Below are 18,143 nucleotides of genomic sequence, written 5' to 3' on the forward strand. Positions count from 1 at the left end.
TCCACCCCCCCCCCCCCGCGGCGCCGGGGGGGCCCCGCCCCCGCGCCCCCCCCCCCCCCCCGCCGCCGTCTCCGACCGGGTCCCGGTGTCAGAACCGGACGTCGGTGCAGGAGTAGAAGGCGTTCCCGGTGTCGGCGATCGTCCAGACCGCGACGACCACCTGGTGGCCGGTGCGCCCGCTCGGGAGCGTCGCGGTGTGGCTGAGCGTGCCCGGCACCTGGCGGCCGTTGTACGGGACGATGAGGAAGGGCGTCAGGTCCAGGTCGGCCCGGGTGACCGGCCGGCCGGCGTCGTAGCCCGGCTTGGTCATGTAGTACCTGAAGTCGGTGGTGGCGTGCCGGGCGGTGAACTTCCAGGTGAACGTGAGCCGCTGGCCCGCCGTCACCGCCGTGGTCGGCCAGGCGCCGCCGTGCGGGTCGTCCAGTTCGGCGAAGCGGGAATTGCCGCCGGCGCAGATGGTCCCGTCGGAGGGCCCGGCTGCCGGGAAGCCCTTGGGACCCTCGACGCTCTGCGGCTCCCACTGGATGTCACCGCAGTCCCACGGCACGGCGCCCGCGTCGGCGTCGCAGAGCGCGGCCCGGCTGGGCGGCGTCGTGATGTAACCGTGGGACTGGGCGGGGAAGGCCAGGCCGAGCGGGACCGCCAGCGCGGCGACGGCCGCTCCGACCAGAAGACGTGTGCGCATGGTGCTCCTCCGTGGGGGTGGATGGAGAGTGCGCCGGGACGCAGGCGCGCGCGTGGGGGTGCGGCAGCCATGACCGGGGAAGTCCTTGGCATGCCTGCGCCATCCCGGTGCCCTCACGGTAGGAGCCCCCGCCACCGTCCGTCAATGGTCTGAACCACTCTAGCGGCCCCAACTGACCTGGGAAACGGGCCGGTTGAACGACGACGGCCCCGCCCCCGGCAATCCGGGAACGGGGCCTCGGGCTGTCGGGCCTGGTTCCGGCCCTCCCCCTCGTCCTACTTCTTGCCCTGGTTCTTGACCGCCTCGATGGCGGCGGCGGCGGCCTCGGCGTCGAGGTAGCGGCCACCGGCCACGACCGGCTTGAAGTCGGCGTCGAGCTCGTAGACCAGCGGGATGCCGGTCGGGATGTTCAACCCGGCGATGTCGGCGTCGGAGATGCCGTCCAGGTGCTTGACCAGCGCGCGCAGGCTGTTGCCGTGGGCGGTGACCAGGACCGTCCGGCCGGCGGCGAGGTCCGGGACGATGGCGTCGTACCAGTACGGGAGCATCCGCTCGACGACGTCCTTCAGGCACTCGGTGCGCGGACGCAGCTCGCTCGGGATGTCGGCGTAGCGGGCGTCACCGGCCTGCGAGTACTCCGCGTCGTCGGCGAGGACCGGCGGCGGGGTGTCGTAGGAGCGGCGCCACAGCTGGAACTGCTCCTCGCCGAACTCGGCCAGCGTCTGGGCCTTGTCCTTGCCCTGGAGCGCACCGTAGTGCCGCTCGTTCAGGCGCCAGCTGCGGCTGACCGGGATCCAGTGGCGGTCGGCCTTGTCCAGGGCGATCTGCGAGGTGCGGATGGCGCGGCGCAGCAGCGAGGTGTGCACCACGTCGGGGAACAGGCCCTCGGCGGCCAGGAGCTCGCCACCGCGGGCGGCCTCCTTCTCGCCCTTCTCGTTGAGGTCGACGTCGACCCAACCGGTGAACAGGTTCTTCTGGTTCCACTGGCTCTCGCCGTGGCGGAGCAGGATGAGTCGGTACGTCGTGTCAGCCATGGCCCCCAGCTTAGTGGAGGGCCGATAAACCCCTGGTGGGGACCTCGGACGGGTGGGTAATGTGTGCTCCGCACATCTGCCACTTACATGCGTCGGCTGACCGGGCCTGCCTCCGCCGGTCGGCGGACGCCTGCCCCCGGGAGCCCCCACATGCTCGTCCCCCAGGCCGCCGACGCCCGGTTCCGAAGAATGGTCCGCGAGACGGCGGGCGGGTTGCCGCGGGAGTTCTGGTGGCTCTGGGTCTCGACGCTGGTCAACCGGCTCGGCGCGTTCGTGGTCACCTTTCTGTCGCTCTACCTCACCGGCGACCGGGGGTACTCGGCTTCCTACGCGGGCCTGGTCGCCTCCCTGTTCGGGCTCGGTGCGGCGGTCTCGTCGATCGTCGCCGGCATCCTGACCGACCGGATCGGGCGCCGGCCGACCCTGGTCGCCGCGCAGGTCGGCACGGCCCTGTTCACCGCCGTCCTCGGCTTCACGGACGGCCAGGTGGCGATCGCCGTGGTGGCCTTCCTGGTCGGCTTCTGCAACAACGCCACCCGCCCGGCCATCTCGGCGATCATCGCGGACATCGTCCCGGCCGCCGACCGGGGCCGGGCCTACTCGCTGAACTTCTGGGCGATCAACCTGGGCTTCGGCCTCTCCGCAGCCGTCGCCGGCCTGATCGCCACCTACGGCTACCTCACGCTGTTCCTGCTGGACGCGCTCTCCACGCTGCTCTGCGCGGTGGTGATCTTCGTCAGGATCCCGGAGACCAGGCCCGACGCCCCGGCGGAGCGGGCGGACGAACCGGCGGTCGGCCTCGGCACCGTGGTCCGCGACAGCCGCTTCATGGCGGTGGTCGGGCTCACCCTGCTGATCGCGCTGGTGATGCAGCAGTCCTCCACCACGCTCCCGGTGGACATGGGCGAGCAGGGCATCACCTCCTCCCAGTACGGCCTGGTCATCAGCCTGAACGGGCTGCTGATCGTGCTGCTGCAGATCCCGCTCACCCGCTGGGTCGAAGGCCGCAGTCGAACGGCCATGCTGGTGGCCGCGGCGCTGCTCATCGGCTGGGGCTTCGGCATGACGGCCCTCGCCGGGGCGTCGGCGTGGTGGTACGCCGTCACCGTGGCGGTCTGGACGATCGGGGAGATCGGCTACACGCCGACCCTGATGGGTCTCGTCGCGGAGCTGTCCCCGCCCCAAGCGCGCGGCCGCTACCAGGGCGTCTACTCGCTCTCCTGGTCGCTGGCCCTGTTCCTCGGCCCGGCCGTGGGCGGTGTGGTGCTGGACCACGCCGGCGGCGGGGTGCTCTGGGGCACCTGCGGGGTGTGCGGCACCGTGGCCGCGCTCGGGTACGCGCTGCTGGGGAGGCGATCCGGCGCCCCGGCCGGCACCGGGGCCGTTGCGGCCGTTGCGGTGGCGGCGCCCGTGACGGCGGCCGGGAAGGCTCCGGCGGAGGCCGAGCAGGCTCCGACGGGCGTCTGAGCGGTCGGCCGGGGCCGGCGGGGGCGCCGGCCGGCGGCCGGTCGGGGGCGATCGGGCGACGGTCAGCCGGCGGGCGGAGCGTCGGCGGGCGGGCCCTCGGCGGGCGGGGCGGCCAGGTGGGCGAAGGCGGCCAGGTTGCGGGTGGACTCCCCGCGCTTGGTGCGCCACTCCCACTCGCGCCGGATCGCCGAGGCGAAGCCCAGCTCCAGCAGGGTGTTGAAGGGCTCGTCGGCGTTCTCCAGCACCGTCCCGAGCAGCCGGTCCACGGCCTCCGGGCCGAGTGCCTCCAGCGGCAGGCGGCCGGCCAGGTAGACGTCGCCCAGGCTGTCGATCGCGTACGCGACGCCGTACATCCGGGTGTTGCGCTCCAACAGCCAGCGGTAGACGGCCTCGTGGTTCTCGTCCGGGCGGCGGATCACGAAGGCGTTCACCGACAGGGTGTGGTCGCCGACCCGCAGGGCGCAGGTGGTGGACAGCTTCCGGGTGCCCGGAAGCGTCGCCACCAGGGTGCAGGGGTCGGCGGCGGCCGGCTCCCACGCCACCCCGGCGTCGTCCAGGGCGGTGCGCAGGAGGGTCAGGGCCTCGTCCTTGGTGCGGATAGCCATGGGGGTGACGTTACTCGCCGGTACCGCCGGACCGCAGCCCGCACCGGGTGGCGGGGCCGCGGCGGACCTGGAAGCCGGCACCGCGCGGGGGCTGGAACCGCAGCCGGAACCGCGCGGCGGGGCCGGAACCGCAGCCGGAACCGCGCGGTGGGCGGGCGTCAGACCGGGCGGCGGCGGGCCCCGGCGAGGCGGCCGGCCGGCCGGGCCAGGCTCCCCGCGTACACCTCGGCGGTGGTCGCCGCGGCGGTGTCCCAGCCGAAGGCGGCCGCGTGCCGGGCCGCCGCCGCGCCGCGCCCGGCCACCAGCGCCCGGTCCGTCACGTACGGCTCCAGCGCGCGGGCCCACTCCAGCGGGTCGTGGCCGTTCACCAGGGTGCCGGACTCGCCGTCCCGCACCGCGACCGGCAGGCCCCCGACCGCGGCCGCCACCACCGGGGTGCCGCAGGCCTGCGCCTCCAGTGCCACCAGGCCGAACGACTCGCTGTAGGACGGCATCACCAGGGCCGTCGCCGCGCGGTACCACTCCGCGAGGTGCGTCTGGCCGACCGGGGGGTGGAACCGCACCACGTCGCCGATGCCCAGCTGGGCGGCCAGCTTGTGCAGGCTTTCCGGCCGGGCCAGCCCGGTGCCGGACGGCCCGCCGACCACCGGCACCACCAGGCGCTCGCGCAGCTCCGGACGGGCCTCCAGCAGCGCGGCCACCGCCCGCAGCAGCACGTCCGGCGCCTTCAGCGGCTGGATGCGGCCGGCAAACAGCAGCACCGCGGCGTCCTGCGGCAGGCCCAGCCGGGCGCGGGCGGCGGCCGAGGCGTGCGGCCCGCCGGGCCGGAAGACGTCCAGGTTCACCCCGGGGTGCACGACGGCCAACTGGTCCGGCCGGGCTCCGTAGTGCAGCGCCAGCTCGGCGGCCTCCTCGGTGGTGTTGGCGATCAGCCGGTCGGCCGCCTCGACCACCTGGGTCTCACCGATCACCCGGGCCGGGGGCTCGGGCGTGTCGCCTTCGGCCAGCGCGGCGTTCTTCACCTTCGCCATGGTGTGCATGGTGTGCACCAGCGGCACCCCCCAGCGCTGCGCGGCCAGCCAGCCGACCTGCCCGGAGAGCCAGTAGTGCGAGTGCACCAGGTCGTAGTGGCCGGGGCGGTGGCCCGCCTCGGTGCGCAGCACGCCGTGGGTGAAGGCGCACAGCTGGGCTGGCAGGTCCTCCTTGATTAGCCCTTCGTACGGCCCGGCGGTGACGTGGCGGACCAGCACGCCCGGGGCCAGCTCGACGGTCGGCGCGTCGTCCGAGCAGGTGGACCGGGTGAACACCTCGACCTCGATGTTCAGCTCCGCCAGGCGCTTGGCCAGCTCGACGATGTAGACGTTCATCCCGCCGGCGTCCCCGGTGCCGGGCTGGTGCAGCGGCGAGGTGTGGACGCTCAGCATGGCTATCCGGCGCGGGCGCCGGCGCCCCGGGACGAGCGACTGGAGCCGGCCGCGCGCGGGCCCGGCGGACTGGGCACGGCGTACCGAACGGACGGGGTGCTGGATCACCTGGCTGAAGCCTCCTCGTGTGCGGCCCGTCTCGGCGGTCCGCGTGGACGGGCCGCCGCATGTCCGGTGTGCGCTGCCCCGTCCGGGCACACATCACCACCAGTCTGCCAACCACACGGCGCCCGCCCGGCATTCCCGGTCCGGTGGGTGAGATGACAGGGACCGGCCAGCCGCGCCGGGGCCCGGGGCAGCCGTGCTGGTCAGGGGCGGTGCCGCCGTCGGCCCGACTACCCTTCTGGGCATGGCCGCCTCCTTCGACCCCACGACCACCGCGCCCGCCCGCGGGCGGACCGGCCGTCCGGTGGGGAACGTCACCCGGGGCACCACCAACACCAACCGGCTGCGCCGGATGGACCGCTGGCTCGCCCACGCCCTGGGCCCCGCCCTGCGGTCCGCCGAACGCCCGCCGGTGGCCGTCGACCTCGGCTACGGCGCGGCGCCGTGGACGGCCGTGGAACTGGCCGGGCGACTGCGGGCGGTGCGGCCGGACGTGCGGGTGGTCGGGATCGAGATCGAGCCGGAGCGGGTCGCGGCCGCGCTGCCGTACGCCGAACCGCCGCTGCTCAGCTTCCGGCGCGGCGGCTTCGAGGTGCCGCTGGACGGCGGGGCGCGGGCCCAGCTGATCCGGGCGGCCAACGTGCTGCGGCAGTACGAGGAGTCGGCGGTGGCCGGGGTGTGGGAGCGGCTGTGCGCCCGGCTCGCCCCGGACGGGCTGCTGGTCGAGGGCACCTGCGACGAGATCGGACGGCGGCACGTCTGGGTCGCGCTCGGGCCGGAGGGGCCGCGCACGGTGACCTTCGCGGCCCGGCTGGGCGGCCTGGAGCAGCCCTCCGACCTGGCCGAGCGGCTGCCGAAGGCACTGATCCACCACAACGTGCCGGGGCGGCCGGTGCACGCCTTCCTGACCGACTTCGACCGGGCCTGGGCGGCTGCCGCGCCCTACGGGGCGTTCGGCGCGCGGCAGCGCTGGGTGGCGGCGTGCACGGCGCTGGCCGGCAGCTGGCCGCTGGTGGACGCGCGCGGCCGGTGGCGGCAGGGCGAGGTCACGGTGCCGTGGACGGCGCTCGCGCCGTAGCGGTCGGCCGCGGCGCCGGCGAGCGGGCGCGGGTGCTCCCCCCGAGGCTTTCACTCGAACGAGTTATCGAATATCTCTGGCGCGTTGACGCCTCAGCACGCCACGATGGAGGCCGCCGAGCGGCGACACCACACGCCGCTCGGCGCCCACTCATGCATGGCCGCGCACCACCGTCAGCCGTTCCGGCCGGGCAGCTCCGCCAGGGCCCGTTCGAACACCCCGTACATCTCCGACCCGAACAGCACGAACCGCACCTCCGCCAACCCCGCGCCCGCAGGTTCGTCGTCGCCGTCCAGCACCTGGGCGACGGTGCCGAGCGCGATCCGGGCCGCGTCCTCCGGCGGCCAGCCGAAGATGCCGGCCGACACCGCGGGGAAGGCCACCGTGGCCGCGCCCAACTCCGCCGCCACGCGCAACGACTCGCGATAGCAGGAGGCCAACAGCCCAGCCCGCTCCTCGTACTCCTCCGCCAGGTACACCGGCCCCACGGTGTGCACCACCCACCGGGCCGGAAGCCGCCCGGCCGTGGTCGCCACGGCCCGCCCGGTGGGCAGCCCCTTGCCCCAGTGCGAGGCCCGCAGCCGGCGGCACTCCTCCAGGATCTGCGGCCCGCCCTTGCGGTGGATCGCGCCGTCCACCCCGCCCCCGCCCAGCAAGGACGAGTTGGCGGCGTTCACCACCGCGTCCACCCGCTGCTCCGTGATGTCACCCTCGACCAGGGTGATCCGCGGCACCATCAGCTGTCCCCTTCCCCGGCCCCGCCCGTCGGCTGACGGGCGGGGATCCGAGCCGTCGTTCGAGTCCGATCACCACACCGCCACCGGCGTGGCAATAGCCACAACGGCGCCGGTCGGCCGAAGAAATCCCCGGAGATCACGTTATGGTCGCGAGAAGTTCCCCGACGCGAGGTGCCAGGCGGGCACCGCGGACGGACGCCGACCGTTACGCAGTCGGGGAAAGGGAGGAACGACCGATGCCCGCAACGGGAGACGGGCGGGCACCTGGTGCCGCGGACCTGCCGGGCGCCCATGACGGCGCCCCCGTCGGCCATGCCCGGAAACACCTGGCGACGACCGGACCGGCGACGGCGGCTCCCCCGATACCTCACCCCCGGTCCCAGGCGGTCCGGACCGCGCACGGCGGACGGCGCCCCCCGCACCCGGCCGAGCCCGGACGCCCGGCGCCCGCCGACGGTCAGGCCGACGGCGGTGCCGCGCCGCTGCGGCTGCTGGTCATCGAGGACGACGCCTCGGACGCCCAGCTGATCAAGGCCGCGGTCGCCGACAGCGGCACCTCGATCGAGATCCACTGGGCCCGCGGCCTCGACCAGGCCGTCCAACTGCTCGCCCAGGGCTCCCCCGCCGCCCGGCGCGGACGCCCCCGCGGTGCGGAGTTCGGCTGCGTGCTGCTCGACCTCGCCGCCCCGGCCGACCTGCCGCACCCCTCCGACCCCTCGGACGGCCTGGAAGGGCTGCACGAATTGCTCCGCCGCGCCCCGCACATCCCCGTCGTGGTGCTCACCGACGCCGCCGGAGCCGAACTCGGCGCGGCCGCCGTCGCCGCCGGCGCCCAGGACTTCCTGCTCAAGCACGAGACGGACGGCCCGCTGCTGGCCCGCGCGCTGCGCTACGCCGTCGAACGCAAGCGCGCCGACGAGTCCCAGCGCCGCCTCGTCGAGGCCGAACTGCGCGGGCAGGAGAACGCCCGGCTCCAGCGCCACCTGCTGCCCACCCCGCTGCTGGACGGCGCCGGACTGTCCTTCACCCGCCGCTACCGCCCCGGCCGCCGCCGGGCCCTGCTCGGCGGCGACTTCTACGACGCCGTACGCACCGACGACGGCACCGTCCACGTCGTGATCGGCGACGTCTGCGGCCACGGCCCGGACGAGGCCGCGCTCGGCGTCGCCCTCCGGATAGCGTGGCGCACCCTCGTCTTCGCGGGCCTCACCGGCGAGGCCCTGCTCACCACCCTCCAGCACGTGCTCGAGCACGAGCGGCGCAGCGACGAGATCTTCGCGACGCTCTGCATGCTCGTCATCGAGCCCGGCGCTGCCGACGGCGACCCCGGCTCGCCCGGCGCCCCGGCCGCCGACGAACGGGCCCGGCTCTACCTCGCCGGGCACCCGGCGCCGCTGCTGCTCGGCCGCGACCACGCCCCGCTGTCGCTGCCCGCCGACCACGCCGGGCCCGCGCTCGGCCTGCTGCCCTGCCACGACGGCCAGGCCGCCTGGCCCGCGCACGAGTTCGACCTCCGGGCGGGGTGGCGGCTGCTGCTCTACACCGACGGCCTCATCGAGGGGCGGGTCGGGGCCGGATCACGCCGCCTCGGGCAGGACGGGCTGGCCGATCTGGTCGCCGACCACCAGTCCGTGGGGCTGACCAGGGGGCGGCTGGTCGACAGCGTGATCGCCGAGGTGGAGGAGCTCAACGGCGGCGCGCTGACGGACGACGTCGCGGTGCTGCTGCTGGAGCGCAACCCGGTGCAGCTGATCCTCGGCTGAGTGCCGAGGCCCCCCCGCCCGCGATCAGCCTCGGGGAACCGGGGAGGGCGACGACGCAGCCCGGGCGGGGATTCCCTGCCCGGGCTGCGGTGCGGTCTGCGGTGTGAGCTGCGGTCGGGGGCCGGTCACCAGGGGCCGTACGGCCCGGTGTTGCTCTGGCCGCCCCGGCCGCTGCCGCCGGTCAGGGCGCGGATCGCCGGGCGGACGTCCACCACGTAGACGATCGAGGCGACCAGGCCGACGAGCGTTCCGATGCTGCCGAGGAAGTTCGCCCCGAAGAGCAGGTCCCACCCGAAGCTGATTCCGAGGATGGCCACCCAGAAGCCCTTGGTCTTCTTGTCCGCCGCACGGTAGGCGTCCTCGCGGCGGGTGGCCGCGTCGAGCAGCGCGAAGAGCTTGTAGCCCAGGATGGCCACGGCCATCCACCAGAACGGGTTCAGGTAGGAAAAGGCCAGGATCTGGAACACTCCGGTCATCGCGATCTCCTACGTCTCTCGAGCTGCCGCACCCCCGCCGTCGCCCATCCTGGCACGGCGGCCGTCCGCAATGCGTCAACGTTCCGCCGACCCCGCACGTGCCCCGTCGGCCCGGGGAGTGCCCACCGGCCGGCGGGCCGCCGGTCAGTCCTCGGGGGTCGGGGTGCTCTTCCTGGCGCGGGAGGACTTCTTCGGCGCGGAGTCCCGGGCCTCGGCGCCGGTCGGCTGGGCGGGCAGCTCGGCGGCGTCGCCCTGCGGACGGGTCTTGTCGACCACGACCTTGCCGCGCTCGGCCAGCTCGTCGTACGTCTCCTTCGCCTTCACCGCCAGCTCGACGGCCCGGGCCACCTGCTGGAGGGCGAAGCCCTGGGCCCGCTCCTGCAGGGCCTTCAGGTCGGCGGGCAGCGTGGTGACGGCCTCGCTGACCTTGGCCGGAGCCCCGGCCAGCAGCTCCTGCGCCTCCTGGAGCTTGGCGGTGGCCTTCTCCTGGGCGCCCTTGCGGTCCGCCGCCAGTGCCTCGACCCTGCCGGGCACCTCGCGCAGCTTCGCGTAGGCGAGGTCCCCGGCGCCGGCCAGGGCGTACAGCGGGGTCGGGTCGGTGAGGGTCTTCTTGATGTCGTCCGTGATCGGCATGGTTACCGGTCCTCCCGGTGGGTGTTCGGGGTGGCTGCGACGTCGGCCGTGGGGCTGGAGGGCCGCGTCGCGTTCTCCTTGAGGAAGGCGTCGTAGACCGCGAGCAGCGACTGCTTCTGCTGCTCGGTGATCAGCGGATCGGCCAGGATCGAAGCCCGCAGCTCCAGGCCCTCGTCCTGCCGCTCCTCCAGGATCCCGGCCTGGACGTAGAGCGTCTCCGCCGAGATCCGCAGCGCCTTCGCGATCTGCTGCAGGATCTCCGCGCTCGGCTTGCGCAACCCTCGCTCGATCTGGCTGAGGTACGGGTTGGACACGCCGGCGGCATCCGCCAGCTGGCGCAGCGAGTATTGCGCGTTGCGGCGTTGCTCGCGGATGTACGCGCCGAGGGAGCCGACGTTCAGGGAGGCCATGGGGACAGGGTGCAGGAGGGTGCTTGCAATTGCAAGCAGGGGGCGCGGTGGGATGGGGGTGTGGGGGTGTTGGGGTGTTGGGGTGTGGGGTGGGGGCTCTCGGGAGGGTGGGTGCGGGGGCGGCTCCGGGGGTGGCCGCTCCGGGGGCTGGGTGATTTTCAGACTGCCGACTCTGTGGGTGGGGGTCGGGCGCCGTTGGCAGTCCGAAAATCACCCGTCACGCCCCTCTCCGGGCCACCCCCTGCGCCGCCCCCTCCCGCAGCGCGTCCCTCTCGCCTGAGCGGGGGGGTGAGGGGCGCGGGGGTGGGTGGGGGTGCTGTGGGTGGGTGGAGGTGGGGGCGGGTTGCCCTTACGGACCCGCCGGCTTGGACCGGTCGAGGGGTGCCTGGCGGTCAGGCGGGGAGGCGGACGGGCATGAGGACGGAGAAGGTGCCGGCGTCGTCCGGGGTGCGGATGGCCAGGGGGGCGATCGGGCCGCCGAGTTCGAGGAGGAGCTGTTCGGGGTGGCCGGCGTCGAGGGCGTCGAGGAGGAAGTCGCGGTTGACGGCGATCTGGAAGTCCTCGGCGGTCGGGTCGGTGGCGACGGTGAGGCGGCCGTCCTCGGTGAGGGTGAGGAGGGTGACGGCGCATTCGGCGCCGTGGGGGCCGGAGGGGAGGGTGCGGGTGGCGCCGGTCTCGACGGCGGTGCGCAGGGCGGCGGTGGGCAGGGTGATCCGGTGCTGCGGGGTGAGTCGGGTGAGGACCCGGTGGTCGGGGTAGTCGAAGTCCAGCGGGGTGCCCTCGATGCGGTGCTCGCCGGTCTCGGCGCGGAAGAGGCCGGCGGTCAGGGTGAGGTGGACCTCGGGCGGGGCGGCGGGGAGCAGGGCGCGCAGGGCGTCGACCAGGGCGGTGGGGACGATGGTGCCGGGGGTCGGCTGGTCGGGTGCGCCGGTGGCGGGCACTTCGGCGAGGGCCAGGCGGTAGCGGTCGGTGGCGACCAGCCGCAGGGCCGGGCCGTCCGGTTCGAAGAGCACTCCGGCGAGGGAGGGCTGGTCCGGGTCGCCGGAGACCGCGAAGCGGACCGCGTCCAGGGCGGCGGCCAGGTCGTCGGCGCGGACGGTGAGGTGGGTGGTGGTGGTCATCGGTTGCTCCCTCTGGTCGATCATCGTGCGGATCAGGGAGAGTTCGCGGCGGGCGTCGGCCAGGCCGTCCTCCAGTCGGCGCAGGTGCGCGTCGAGGACGTGTCGGGCGTCGCCGCTGCCGGGGGCGGCGGCGAGGACGGCGCGGATGTCGGCCAGCGGCAGGCCGACCCGGCGCAGCCGGGCCAGCAGGCGGGCGTCGGCGAGTTGGGCGGGCCGGTACCAGCGGTAGCCGGTGTGGGGGTCGACCCAGGCGGGGGTGAGCACCTCGGCGCCGTCGTAGTAGCGCAGGGTGCCGACGCCCAGGCCGCTGGCGCGGGCCAGTTCGCCGATGCTGTGCAGCTCGCTCTCCATGCCGATGACTCTCCGGGCTCGACCTGGTCGAGGGTCAAGCGAGGTGGGTGAGCTTCTCGGGGTTGCGGACGGCGCGGATGGCGGAGACCAGGGGGCGGCCGTCGGGGCCCTCGGTGAAGTCGAGGACCGAGACGGAGTCGACGGCGCCGTCCACGGTGATGAGGACGCCGGGTTCGCCGTTGACCAGGACCGGGCGGGTGCCCGCGCCGTCGCCCAGTTTGCGGAGCAGGCCGAGGATGAAGCGGGCGACGTTCTCGGCGCCGGTGACCGGCCGCAGGGCAGCGCTGATCACGCCGCCGCCGTCGCTCCAGGACGTGACGTCGGGGGCGAGCAGTTCGAGCATCCGGTTGAGGTCGCCGCCGACGCAGGCGGAGAGGAACTCGTCGGTGGCGCGGCGGCGCAGCTCCGGCGGGGCGTCGTAGCGGGGGCGGCGGGCGCGCACGTGGGCCCGGGCCCGGCTGCCGACCTGGCGGCAGGCGGCCTCGGTGCGGTCCAGGGCTTCGGCGATCTCCTGGTAGGAGAATGCGAAGGCCTCCTTGAGGACGAAGACCGCGCGCTCCAGCGGGGACAGGCTCTCCAGCACGACCAGCAGGGCGAGCGAGACGGTCTCGGCGCGCTCCACGTCGCCGGTCGCGTCCGGCTCGGTGACCAGCGGCTCGGGCAGCCAGGGGCCGACGTAGGACTCGCGGCGGACGGCGGCCGAGTCGAGCCGGTTGAGGGCGAGGTTGGTGACCGTGCGGGCGAGGAACGCGCTCGGGCTGGCGACCGGGCCGGTGACCCGGCTCCAGCGCAGCCAGGTGTCCTGGACCAGGTCCTCGGCGTCGGCGACGCTGCCGAGCATCCGGTAGGCGATGCCGAAGACCATCCGCCGGTTGTCCTCGAAGTCGGCGAGGCGGGTGTCTGGAGTGTCGGTCACCCTGCGGACGTTACCCGTCAGCCGCGGAAGGTGTCGTAGGCGGGGGCGAGCAGGGTGGCGAGATCGCGGCCGTGCACGGTGATGCCGGAGCGGCCGAGCCGGCGCAGGGAGGACTCGTCGGGCTCCTCGTCCGGCGGGTCGGGGTGCAGGGTGAAGTCGCCGCGCCAGTAGGCGGCGACGTTGACCGGTGGGGGCTTGGTCGGGTCCGTCACGTCTCCTCCTCGGCGACGGCGTCCTCGCGGGTGAGGGCGACCAGTTCGCGCAGTGCGTCGACCGGCAGGTCGGTCAGCCAGTGCTCCCCCGCGCCCACCGCCGTGTCGGCCAGGGAGCGCTTGGCGGCGAGGAGTTCGTCGATCCGCTCCTCGACGGTGCCGACGCAGACCAGGCGGCGGACCTGGACGTCCCGGCGCTGGCCGATCCGGAAGGCGCGGTCGGTGGCCTGTTCCTCGACCGCCGGGTTCCACCAGCGGTCCAGGTGGATCACCTGGTTGGCGGCGGTCAGGTTGAGCCCGGTGCCGCCGGCCCGCAGCGAGAGCAGGAACACCCCTGGGCCGTCCGGGGCCTGGAAGCGCTGGACGAGCTCCTCGCGGCGGGTGCGGGGGACACCGCCGTGCAGGTACAGCACCTCCTGGCCGAGCCGGCGTTCCAGGTACGGGCGCAGCATGGTGCCGAACTCGGCGTACTGGGTGAAGACCAACGTCCGGTCGCCCTCGGCCAGTGCCTCCTCCAGCAGTTCGGCGAGCCTCGCCACCTTGCCCGACCGTTCGCCCAACGGCGAGCCGTCGTGCAGCAGTTGGGCCGGGTGGTTGCACACCTGCTTGAGCTTGCCGATCGCGGCCAGCACGGTGCCGCGCCGCTCCACGCCCCGGATGCCCTCGACCCGTTGCAGCAGGTCGGCCACCACGGCCTGGTAGAGGCCAGCCTGTTCGGCGGTGAGGTTGCACCAGACGGTCATCTCCTGCTTGGCGGGCAGCTCGGCCGCCACCGCCGGGTCGGTCTTGAGCCGGCGCAGTACGAACGGGGCGGTGCGGCGGCGGAGTTCGGCGGTGCGCTCGGGGTTGCGGTGCAGCTCGACGGGGATCGCGTAGCGCTCCGTGAAGCGCTCGGCCGGGCCGAGCAGGCCGGGGTTGGCGAAGTCCAGCACGGCGTGCAGGTCGGCGAGCCGGTTCTCCACCGGGGTGCCGGTCAGGGCGATCCGGTGGCGGGTGACGGGCAGCGCGCGGATCGCCCGGGACTGCGCGGTGCCGCTGTTCTTGATGTGCTGCGCCTCGTCGGCGACCACCCGGCGCCAGCGGATCGCGCGCAGGGCGGCGAGGTCGCGCTGGACCAGCCCGTAGGTGGTGATGACCAGGTCCACGCCGTGGACGGCGGCGGCGAGGCGCTCCGCGTCGAGGCGGCCGGCGCCATGGTGGACGTGGCGGCGCAGGTCGGGGGCGAAGCGCTCGGCCTCGCGCTGCCAGTTGCCGACCAGGGACATCGGGCAGACCAGCAGGGTCGGGCCGGTCGCCCCCTCGGCGCGTTCGGCGGCGACCAGGGCGAGGGTCTGCACGGTCTTGCCGAGGCCCATGTCGTCGGCGAGCACGGCGCCGAGGCCGAGCCCGGACATGGTCCGCAGCCAGGCCAGGCCGCGCCGCTGGTAGGGGCGCAGTTCGGCGCGGAAGCCCGGCGGCGGCGCGGCGTCGGCCCGGCCGGCCCGGTCGGCGGCGGTGCGGCCGGCCAGCAGGTCGCCGAGCGGGCCGTCCACGCGGACGCCGGTGACCGGCAGTCCGGCGACGGTCGCTTCCGGGTCCAGGGCGAGCCGGAGCAGGTCGGCGGCGGCCAGGAGGCCGTCGCGCCGCTCGGTGAGGAAGGCGAGGGCGGCGGCGATCTGGGCCGGGTCGGCCTCCAGCCAGGTGCCCCGGACGCGCACCAGGCCCTGTTTGGCGGCGGCGAGTTCGGCGAGCTCGCGTTCGGTGAGCGGGGTGCCGTCCGGGCCGAGCGCGGCCTGCCAGCGGAAGGCGACCACGGCGTCCCGGTCCACCTGGCTGGTGACGGCGAGGGTGCCGGGGGCGGGCGGGCTGACGGCCCGCAGGGCGAGCCCGAGCCGGGGGCGGCGGCGCCACCAGGCGGGCAGCAGCACACCGAAGCCGCTCTCGGCGAGGGCGGGCGCGGCGGTGCGCAGGAAGTCGAGCGCGCCGGCCCGGTCGAGCGGGAGCGCGGACGGGCGGGAGCGGTGGCGCAGCCCGTCCAGGGCGGGCCAGCGGTGGGCGGCGCGGGCGAGTTCGGCGACCAGGACGTCGGCGGGTTCCCGGCCGTCCGTGGTCGTGCGGGCGAGCGCGGCGTACGCGGCGCCGCCCTGGTGCAGGTCGGCGGCGCGGACCAGGAGGGAGGGTTCGTCGACGGCCTGGAGCAGGAACTCGAGCTGCCAGGCGTCGTCGGAGGGGCGGCCGTCGGGGTCGTCCGGGTCGGGGCCGAGCGGTTCGAGCAGGCGGAAGCAGAGCCGCAGCGCGGGGTCGGCGGGTTCGGCGGCGGCGTACCAGGTGTCGATCCGTCGGCGGAGTCCGGCGACGTCCTCGGCGGGGACGCCGGTGAGCTCGCCGGAGGGGGTGCTGAGGGCGTGCAGCCACTGCTCGACGGCGGAGCGGCCGCCGGCGGGGAACGGCCGGTCGGCCAGCGCGGCACGGGCCTCGGCGTCCACCAGGGCCCCGAGCGCGGCTTCCAGCAGCGCCTCCCCGGTGCCGGCGCCGGTGGGCCACTCCCCCAGCAGGACGGGTGGGCACCCGGCCGCCAGGGCGGCCGCCTCGCGACGGCCGGCCGGGGTGAGGTCGGGCCGCCACCGGGCCCGGGGGCGACCGCCGTCGGGGACGGGCAGGGGCAGCAGCCGGCCCCGGCCGACGGCACGCCAGGCGAGGTCGTGCACTCCGGTGAGCCAGCGCAGCGCGGGGCCGTGGACCACCTCGACCCGGCCGGTGCCGGGCAGGTCGGTGACGGCCCAGTGCGGATCGTGCACCTCGCCGAGCAGTTGCGCGGCGGCCGGGGGGTCGAAGAGCAGGGCCGGGACCCGCCAGGGGCTGAGGTGGGCGCCGCCGCGCGGCGGGGTGACCGGCAGGTCGGGCGAGGGGGCGGGGTGGGCGCCGACGGTGGGCAGGAGGAGGGTGGCCCAGCGTTCGGGGGCCTGGCTTGCGAGCCAGCCGAGGCCGGGCCCGATGCCGCCGAGGACGGCGGCCAGTTCACCGGCCGGGCAGGCGTACGGGTGGGCGCGCGGGGCGGGCCGCTCCGGCTGCGGTTCGGCGGTACCGGGGTGGGCGCGGGCGTCCTCGGCCCAGAGTGCCAGCCGCCCGTCCGCCCGCCAGAGCGCGTGGAGGACGAACATGAGGGGCCTCTCGGGCGGGGAACCGTTGTTCGCAGCCTAGCCCCGGGGTCCGACAGGGGCCGTCGGACCGGGGCGGCGGGCCGTCCGGGTGAATCCTGGGGCTCGCCCGGGTCGCATGGTTGAAATTTGAACGAAGGCGTCGTACGCTCGAACCAAGAAGTTGAAGCCTAAACAAAATGGCTTCGGACCCGAGGAGGAGCCATGGGCCTGTTCACCCGCACCAAGACCGCCGCCACCCCCGTCGCCGTCCAGCCCCAGGCCGGCCCCGACCTGTCGCACCTGAGCGGTGACTGGACCGTCGACGCCGCGCACAGCGAGATCGGTTTCTCGGTCCGCCACGCGATGGTCACCAACGTCAAGGGCCGCTTCACCGAGTACGACGGCAAGCTGCACCTGGACGGCGCCGAACCGGCCAACTCCTCGGCCGAGTTGGTGATCAAGGTCGCCAGCATCGACACCAACCAGGCCCAGCGCGACGAGCACCTGCGCACCGGCGACTTCTTCGCCGCCGACACCTACCCGGAGATCCGCTTCCGCAGCACCTCCGCCGAGGCGCTCGGCGACGACTCCTACCGGATGACCGGCGAGCTCACGATCAAGGGCACCACCCGCCCGGTGGTCCTGGACCTCGAGCACACCGGCAGCGCCACCGACGCCTACGGCGCCGAGCGGGTCGGCTTCGAGGGCAAGGCCGTCGTGGACCGCACCGACTTCGGCCTGACCTACAACGCGGCCCTGGAGACCGGCGGCGTCCTGATCGGCGAGAAGGTCAAGCTGACCTTCGACATCTCGGCCGTCAAGGCGGCCTGACCCGACCGGCCCCGCCGCCGGCCCCGCCCGGCCGGCCCCGCTGGGCTGACCCCGCCCGGCCGGCCCCGCTGGGCTGACCCCGCCCGGTCGGCCCCGCCGCCGCCCGCGAGCCACCGCCCCTGCCCGACCCCCCGGGGCAGGGGCGGTGTTCTCATCCCGGCACGAGCGCCGCGTCCTCCGCGGGCAGCCAACTGCCCGGCGGGCGCCGCAACCAGCCCTCGGCCGCGCCGAGTCCGGCCGCCGCGGCGGCCAGCGCCCGCAGCCCCGGATGGCGTTCGCCGGGCCGGCGCACCAGGCTGACCAGGCTCAGCGGCGCCGGCTCCACCAGCGGCACGTTGACCGCCCCCGGGATCCGCGGGCCGCCGACCGTGGTCAGCATCGGATCGCCGTGCCGGGCCAGGTAGCGGGCCGTCTCGTCCAGGCCCACCGGCGGGACGTGCGGCGCGGCGGCGGCCAGGCCGTGCTCGCGCAGCAGCCGGTCGCCGAGGTCGGCCCACTCGGTGGTGGCCGGGTTGCCCGCACAGATGTCGACCGGGTGGCCGACCAGCTCAGCCAGCCGCAGCACCGGCCGACCGGCCAGCGGATGGGTGTCCGCCATCATCACCGAGACCTGCTCCAACCGCACCGGAATCTGGGCGAGTTGGCCGCGCACCGGGGCGGGCAGCCCGGCGAAGCGGCCGAACGAGGCGTCCAGCCGGTGCGCCAGCAGCTCGGCGGCGGCCGCGGCCAGGCCGCCGTGGAAGCGGGCCAGCAGCTCCCCCTCCGGCCAGGCGGCGCGAGCCCGTTCGAGCACCCGGTCGCCGGTCAGGTCCGGGCCGGTGACGTCGCTGTTGAGGTCGAGCAGCAGCGGGCGGGCGGACGCCCCGGCTCCGGCCTCCGCGAGGATCTCGTCGTGCAGGGCGAGGAGCCGGCGGGCCCGCGGCAGCAGCCGCCGCCCCGCCGGAGTGAGCTCGACGCTGCGGGTGGTGCGGGTGAACAGCGGCTCGCCGAGCAGCCCCTCCAGGGAGCGGACGTCCCGGCTGAGCGCCTGCTGGGCGACGTGCAGCCGCTCGGCGGCCCGGCCGAAGTGCAGGGTCTCGGCGGTCGCGAGGAAGCCGCGGAGCAGACGGGGGTGGAGGTCGCGGGGCATGCGCGGCAGATTAACAACACCCTGTTGTGAGTGCGGCGAAACAGGTG

General features: G+C 75.1%; 17 protein-coding genes. 4 read left to right on the forward strand and 13 right to left on the reverse strand.

The annotated features are described in order from the left end of the window. Positions 1-88 precede the first annotated feature (88 nt). Together ABT247_RS09340 and ABT247_RS09345 are read right to left on the reverse strand one after the other, a co-directional pair. Positions 89-685, reverse strand: a complete 597-nt coding sequence (locus ABT247_RS09340) for a lytic polysaccharide monooxygenase (protein WP_350740485.1) — start codon at positions 683-685, stop codon at positions 89-91. Between the two features lie 275 nt (positions 686-960). Beyond that, the gene (locus ABT247_RS09345) at positions 961-1,719 is read right to left on the reverse strand and encodes a phosphoglyceromutase (RefSeq protein ID WP_350740488.1); all 759 of its coding nucleotides are present in this window, start codon (positions 1,717-1,719) and stop codon (positions 961-963) included. A 150-nt stretch (positions 1,720-1,869) separates the two neighbouring features. Between ABT247_RS09345 and ABT247_RS09350 the strand changes: the two genes are divergently transcribed. Next, entirely contained in the window at positions 1,870-3,186 is a 1,317-nt protein-coding gene (locus ABT247_RS09350) for an MDR family MFS transporter (protein WP_350740491.1), read from the forward strand. A 62-nt stretch (positions 3,187-3,248) separates the two neighbouring features. Here the strand turns inward: ABT247_RS09350 and ABT247_RS09355 are convergent, their stop codons facing one another. Continuing rightward, a complete protein-coding gene (locus tag ABT247_RS09355; RefSeq protein WP_350740494.1) occupies positions 3,249-3,791 on the reverse strand; it encodes a type III secretion system chaperone family protein in 543 nt (180 codons plus the stop codon). Between the two features lie 158 nt (positions 3,792-3,949). Beyond that, a complete protein-coding gene (mshA, locus tag ABT247_RS09360; RefSeq protein WP_350740497.1) occupies positions 3,950-5,323 on the reverse strand; it encodes a D-inositol-3-phosphate glycosyltransferase in 1,374 nt (457 codons plus the stop codon). Between the two features lie 241 nt (positions 5,324-5,564). On the opposite strand from mshA, the gene ABT247_RS09365 reads away from it, so the two are divergent. Then, positions 5,565-6,398, forward strand: coding sequence for a class I SAM-dependent methyltransferase (locus tag ABT247_RS09365; protein ID WP_350740500.1), 834 nt, complete (start codon positions 5,565-5,567; stop codon positions 6,396-6,398). A gap of 173 nt (positions 6,399-6,571) precedes the next feature. Here ABT247_RS09365 and ABT247_RS09370 read toward each other — a convergent pair whose 3' ends face one another. Beyond that, positions 6,572-7,135: an O-acetyl-ADP-ribose deacetylase gene (locus ABT247_RS09370; protein WP_350740503.1), complete on the reverse strand. Its 564-nt coding sequence runs from the start codon at positions 7,133-7,135 to the stop codon at positions 6,572-6,574. Positions 7,136-7,371: 236 nt separating this feature from the next. Here ABT247_RS09370 and ABT247_RS09375 point away from each other — a divergent pair, with 236 nt between their 5' ends. Next, the gene (locus ABT247_RS09375; protein ID WP_350740506.1) at positions 7,372-8,898 is read left to right on the forward strand and encodes a PP2C family protein-serine/threonine phosphatase; all 1,527 of its coding nucleotides are present in this window, start codon (positions 7,372-7,374) and stop codon (positions 8,896-8,898) included. A gap of 125 nt (positions 8,899-9,023) precedes the next feature. Here ABT247_RS09375 and ABT247_RS09380 read toward each other — a convergent pair whose 3' ends face one another. The 7 genes from ABT247_RS09380 to ABT247_RS09410 form a co-directional block, all read right to left on the reverse strand. Beyond that, positions 9,024-9,374, reverse strand: a complete 351-nt coding sequence (locus ABT247_RS09380) for a DUF2516 family protein (RefSeq protein WP_350740509.1) — start codon at positions 9,372-9,374, stop codon at positions 9,024-9,026. Between the two features lie 144 nt (positions 9,375-9,518). Continuing rightward, the gene (locus ABT247_RS09385) at positions 9,519-10,007 is read right to left on the reverse strand and encodes a hypothetical protein (protein WP_350740512.1); all 489 of its coding nucleotides are present in this window, start codon (positions 10,005-10,007) and stop codon (positions 9,519-9,521) included. Positions 10,008-10,009: 2 nt separating this feature from the next. After that, positions 10,010-10,417 (reverse strand): helix-turn-helix domain-containing protein, encoded by a 408-nt coding sequence (locus ABT247_RS09390; protein WP_350740514.1) that lies wholly within the window; start codon positions 10,415-10,417, stop codon positions 10,010-10,012. A gap of 392 nt (positions 10,418-10,809) precedes the next feature. Next, a complete protein-coding gene (locus ABT247_RS09395; protein ID WP_350740517.1) occupies positions 10,810-11,889 on the reverse strand; it encodes a DNA polymerase III subunit beta family protein in 1,080 nt (359 codons plus the stop codon). Positions 11,890-11,923: 34 nt separating this feature from the next. Then, on the reverse strand, positions 11,924-12,805 hold the full coding sequence (locus ABT247_RS09400; protein WP_350740520.1) for an RNA polymerase sigma-70 factor: 882 nt from the start codon (positions 12,803-12,805) through the stop codon (positions 11,924-11,926). 17 nt (positions 12,806-12,822) lie between these two features. Further along, complete coding sequence (locus ABT247_RS09405; RefSeq protein WP_350740523.1) at positions 12,823-13,017, reverse strand: hypothetical protein; 195 nt, start codon at positions 13,015-13,017, stop codon at positions 12,823-12,825. Continuing rightward, entirely contained in the window at positions 13,014-16,157 is a 3,144-nt protein-coding gene (locus tag ABT247_RS09410) for an SNF2-related protein (RefSeq protein ID WP_350740526.1), read from the reverse strand. The genes ABT247_RS09405 and ABT247_RS09410 overlap by 4 nt, the downstream gene beginning before the upstream one ends. A gap of 201 nt (positions 16,158-16,358) precedes the next feature. On the opposite strand from ABT247_RS09410, the gene ABT247_RS09415 reads away from it, so the two are divergent. Further along, positions 16,359-16,967: a YceI family protein gene (locus tag ABT247_RS09415; protein ID WP_350740529.1), complete on the forward strand. Its 609-nt coding sequence runs from the start codon at positions 16,359-16,361 to the stop codon at positions 16,965-16,967. Positions 16,968-17,118: 151 nt separating this feature from the next. Here the strand turns inward: ABT247_RS09415 and ABT247_RS09420 are convergent, their stop codons facing one another. Further along, complete coding sequence (locus tag ABT247_RS09420; protein ID WP_350740532.1) at positions 17,119-18,096, reverse strand: LysR family transcriptional regulator; 978 nt, start codon at positions 18,094-18,096, stop codon at positions 17,119-17,121. Positions 18,097-18,143: the final 47 nt, after the last annotated feature.

The sequence above is a fragment of the Kitasatospora sp. NPDC001539 genome (genome assembly GCF_040298565.1).
In the GTDB taxonomy this organism is placed as follows: Bacteria; Actinomycetota; Actinomycetes; order Streptomycetales; family Streptomycetaceae; genus Kitasatospora.

Bases quoted from the DNA above. Each gene is read 5' to 3' on its own strand.
- ABT247_RS09420 (WP_350740532.1), bottom strand. From the start codon at position 18,096: ATGCCCCGCGACCTCCACCCCCGTCTGCTCCGCGGCTTCCTCGCGACC.
- ABT247_RS09380 (WP_350740509.1), bottom strand. From the start codon at position 9,374: ATGACCGGAGTGTTCCAGATCCTGGCCTTTTCCTACCTGAACCCGTTC.
- ABT247_RS09365 (WP_350740500.1), top strand. From the start codon at position 5,565: ATGGCCGCCTCCTTCGACCCCACGACCACCGCGCCCGCCCGCGGGCGG.
- ABT247_RS09340 (WP_350740485.1), bottom strand. From the start codon at position 685: ATGCGCACACGTCTTCTGGTCGGAGCGGCCGTCGCCGCGCTGGCGGTC.
- ABT247_RS09410 (WP_350740526.1), bottom strand. From the start codon at position 16,157: ATGTTCGTCCTCCACGCGCTCTGGCGGGCGGACGGGCGGCTGGCACTC.
- ABT247_RS09375 (WP_350740506.1), top strand. From the start codon at position 7,372: ATGCCCGCAACGGGAGACGGGCGGGCACCTGGTGCCGCGGACCTGCCG.
- ABT247_RS09415 (WP_350740529.1), top strand. From the start codon at position 16,359: ATGGGCCTGTTCACCCGCACCAAGACCGCCGCCACCCCCGTCGCCGTC.
- ABT247_RS09355 (WP_350740494.1), bottom strand. From the start codon at position 3,791: ATGGCTATCCGCACCAAGGACGAGGCCCTGACCCTCCTGCGCACCGCC.
- ABT247_RS09345 (WP_350740488.1), bottom strand. From the start codon at position 1,719: ATGGCTGACACGACGTACCGACTCATCCTGCTCCGCCACGGCGAGAGC.
- ABT247_RS09390 (WP_350740514.1), bottom strand. From the start codon at position 10,417: ATGGCCTCCCTGAACGTCGGCTCCCTCGGCGCGTACATCCGCGAGCAA.
- ABT247_RS09395 (WP_350740517.1), bottom strand. From the start codon at position 11,889: ATGGAGAGCGAGCTGCACAGCATCGGCGAACTGGCCCGCGCCAGCGGC.
- ABT247_RS09385 (WP_350740512.1), bottom strand. From the start codon at position 10,007: ATGCCGATCACGGACGACATCAAGAAGACCCTCACCGACCCGACCCCG.
- ABT247_RS09370 (WP_350740503.1), bottom strand. From the start codon at position 7,135: ATGGTGCCGCGGATCACCCTGGTCGAGGGTGACATCACGGAGCAGCGG.
- ABT247_RS09350 (WP_350740491.1), top strand. From the start codon at position 1,870: ATGCTCGTCCCCCAGGCCGCCGACGCCCGGTTCCGAAGAATGGTCCGC.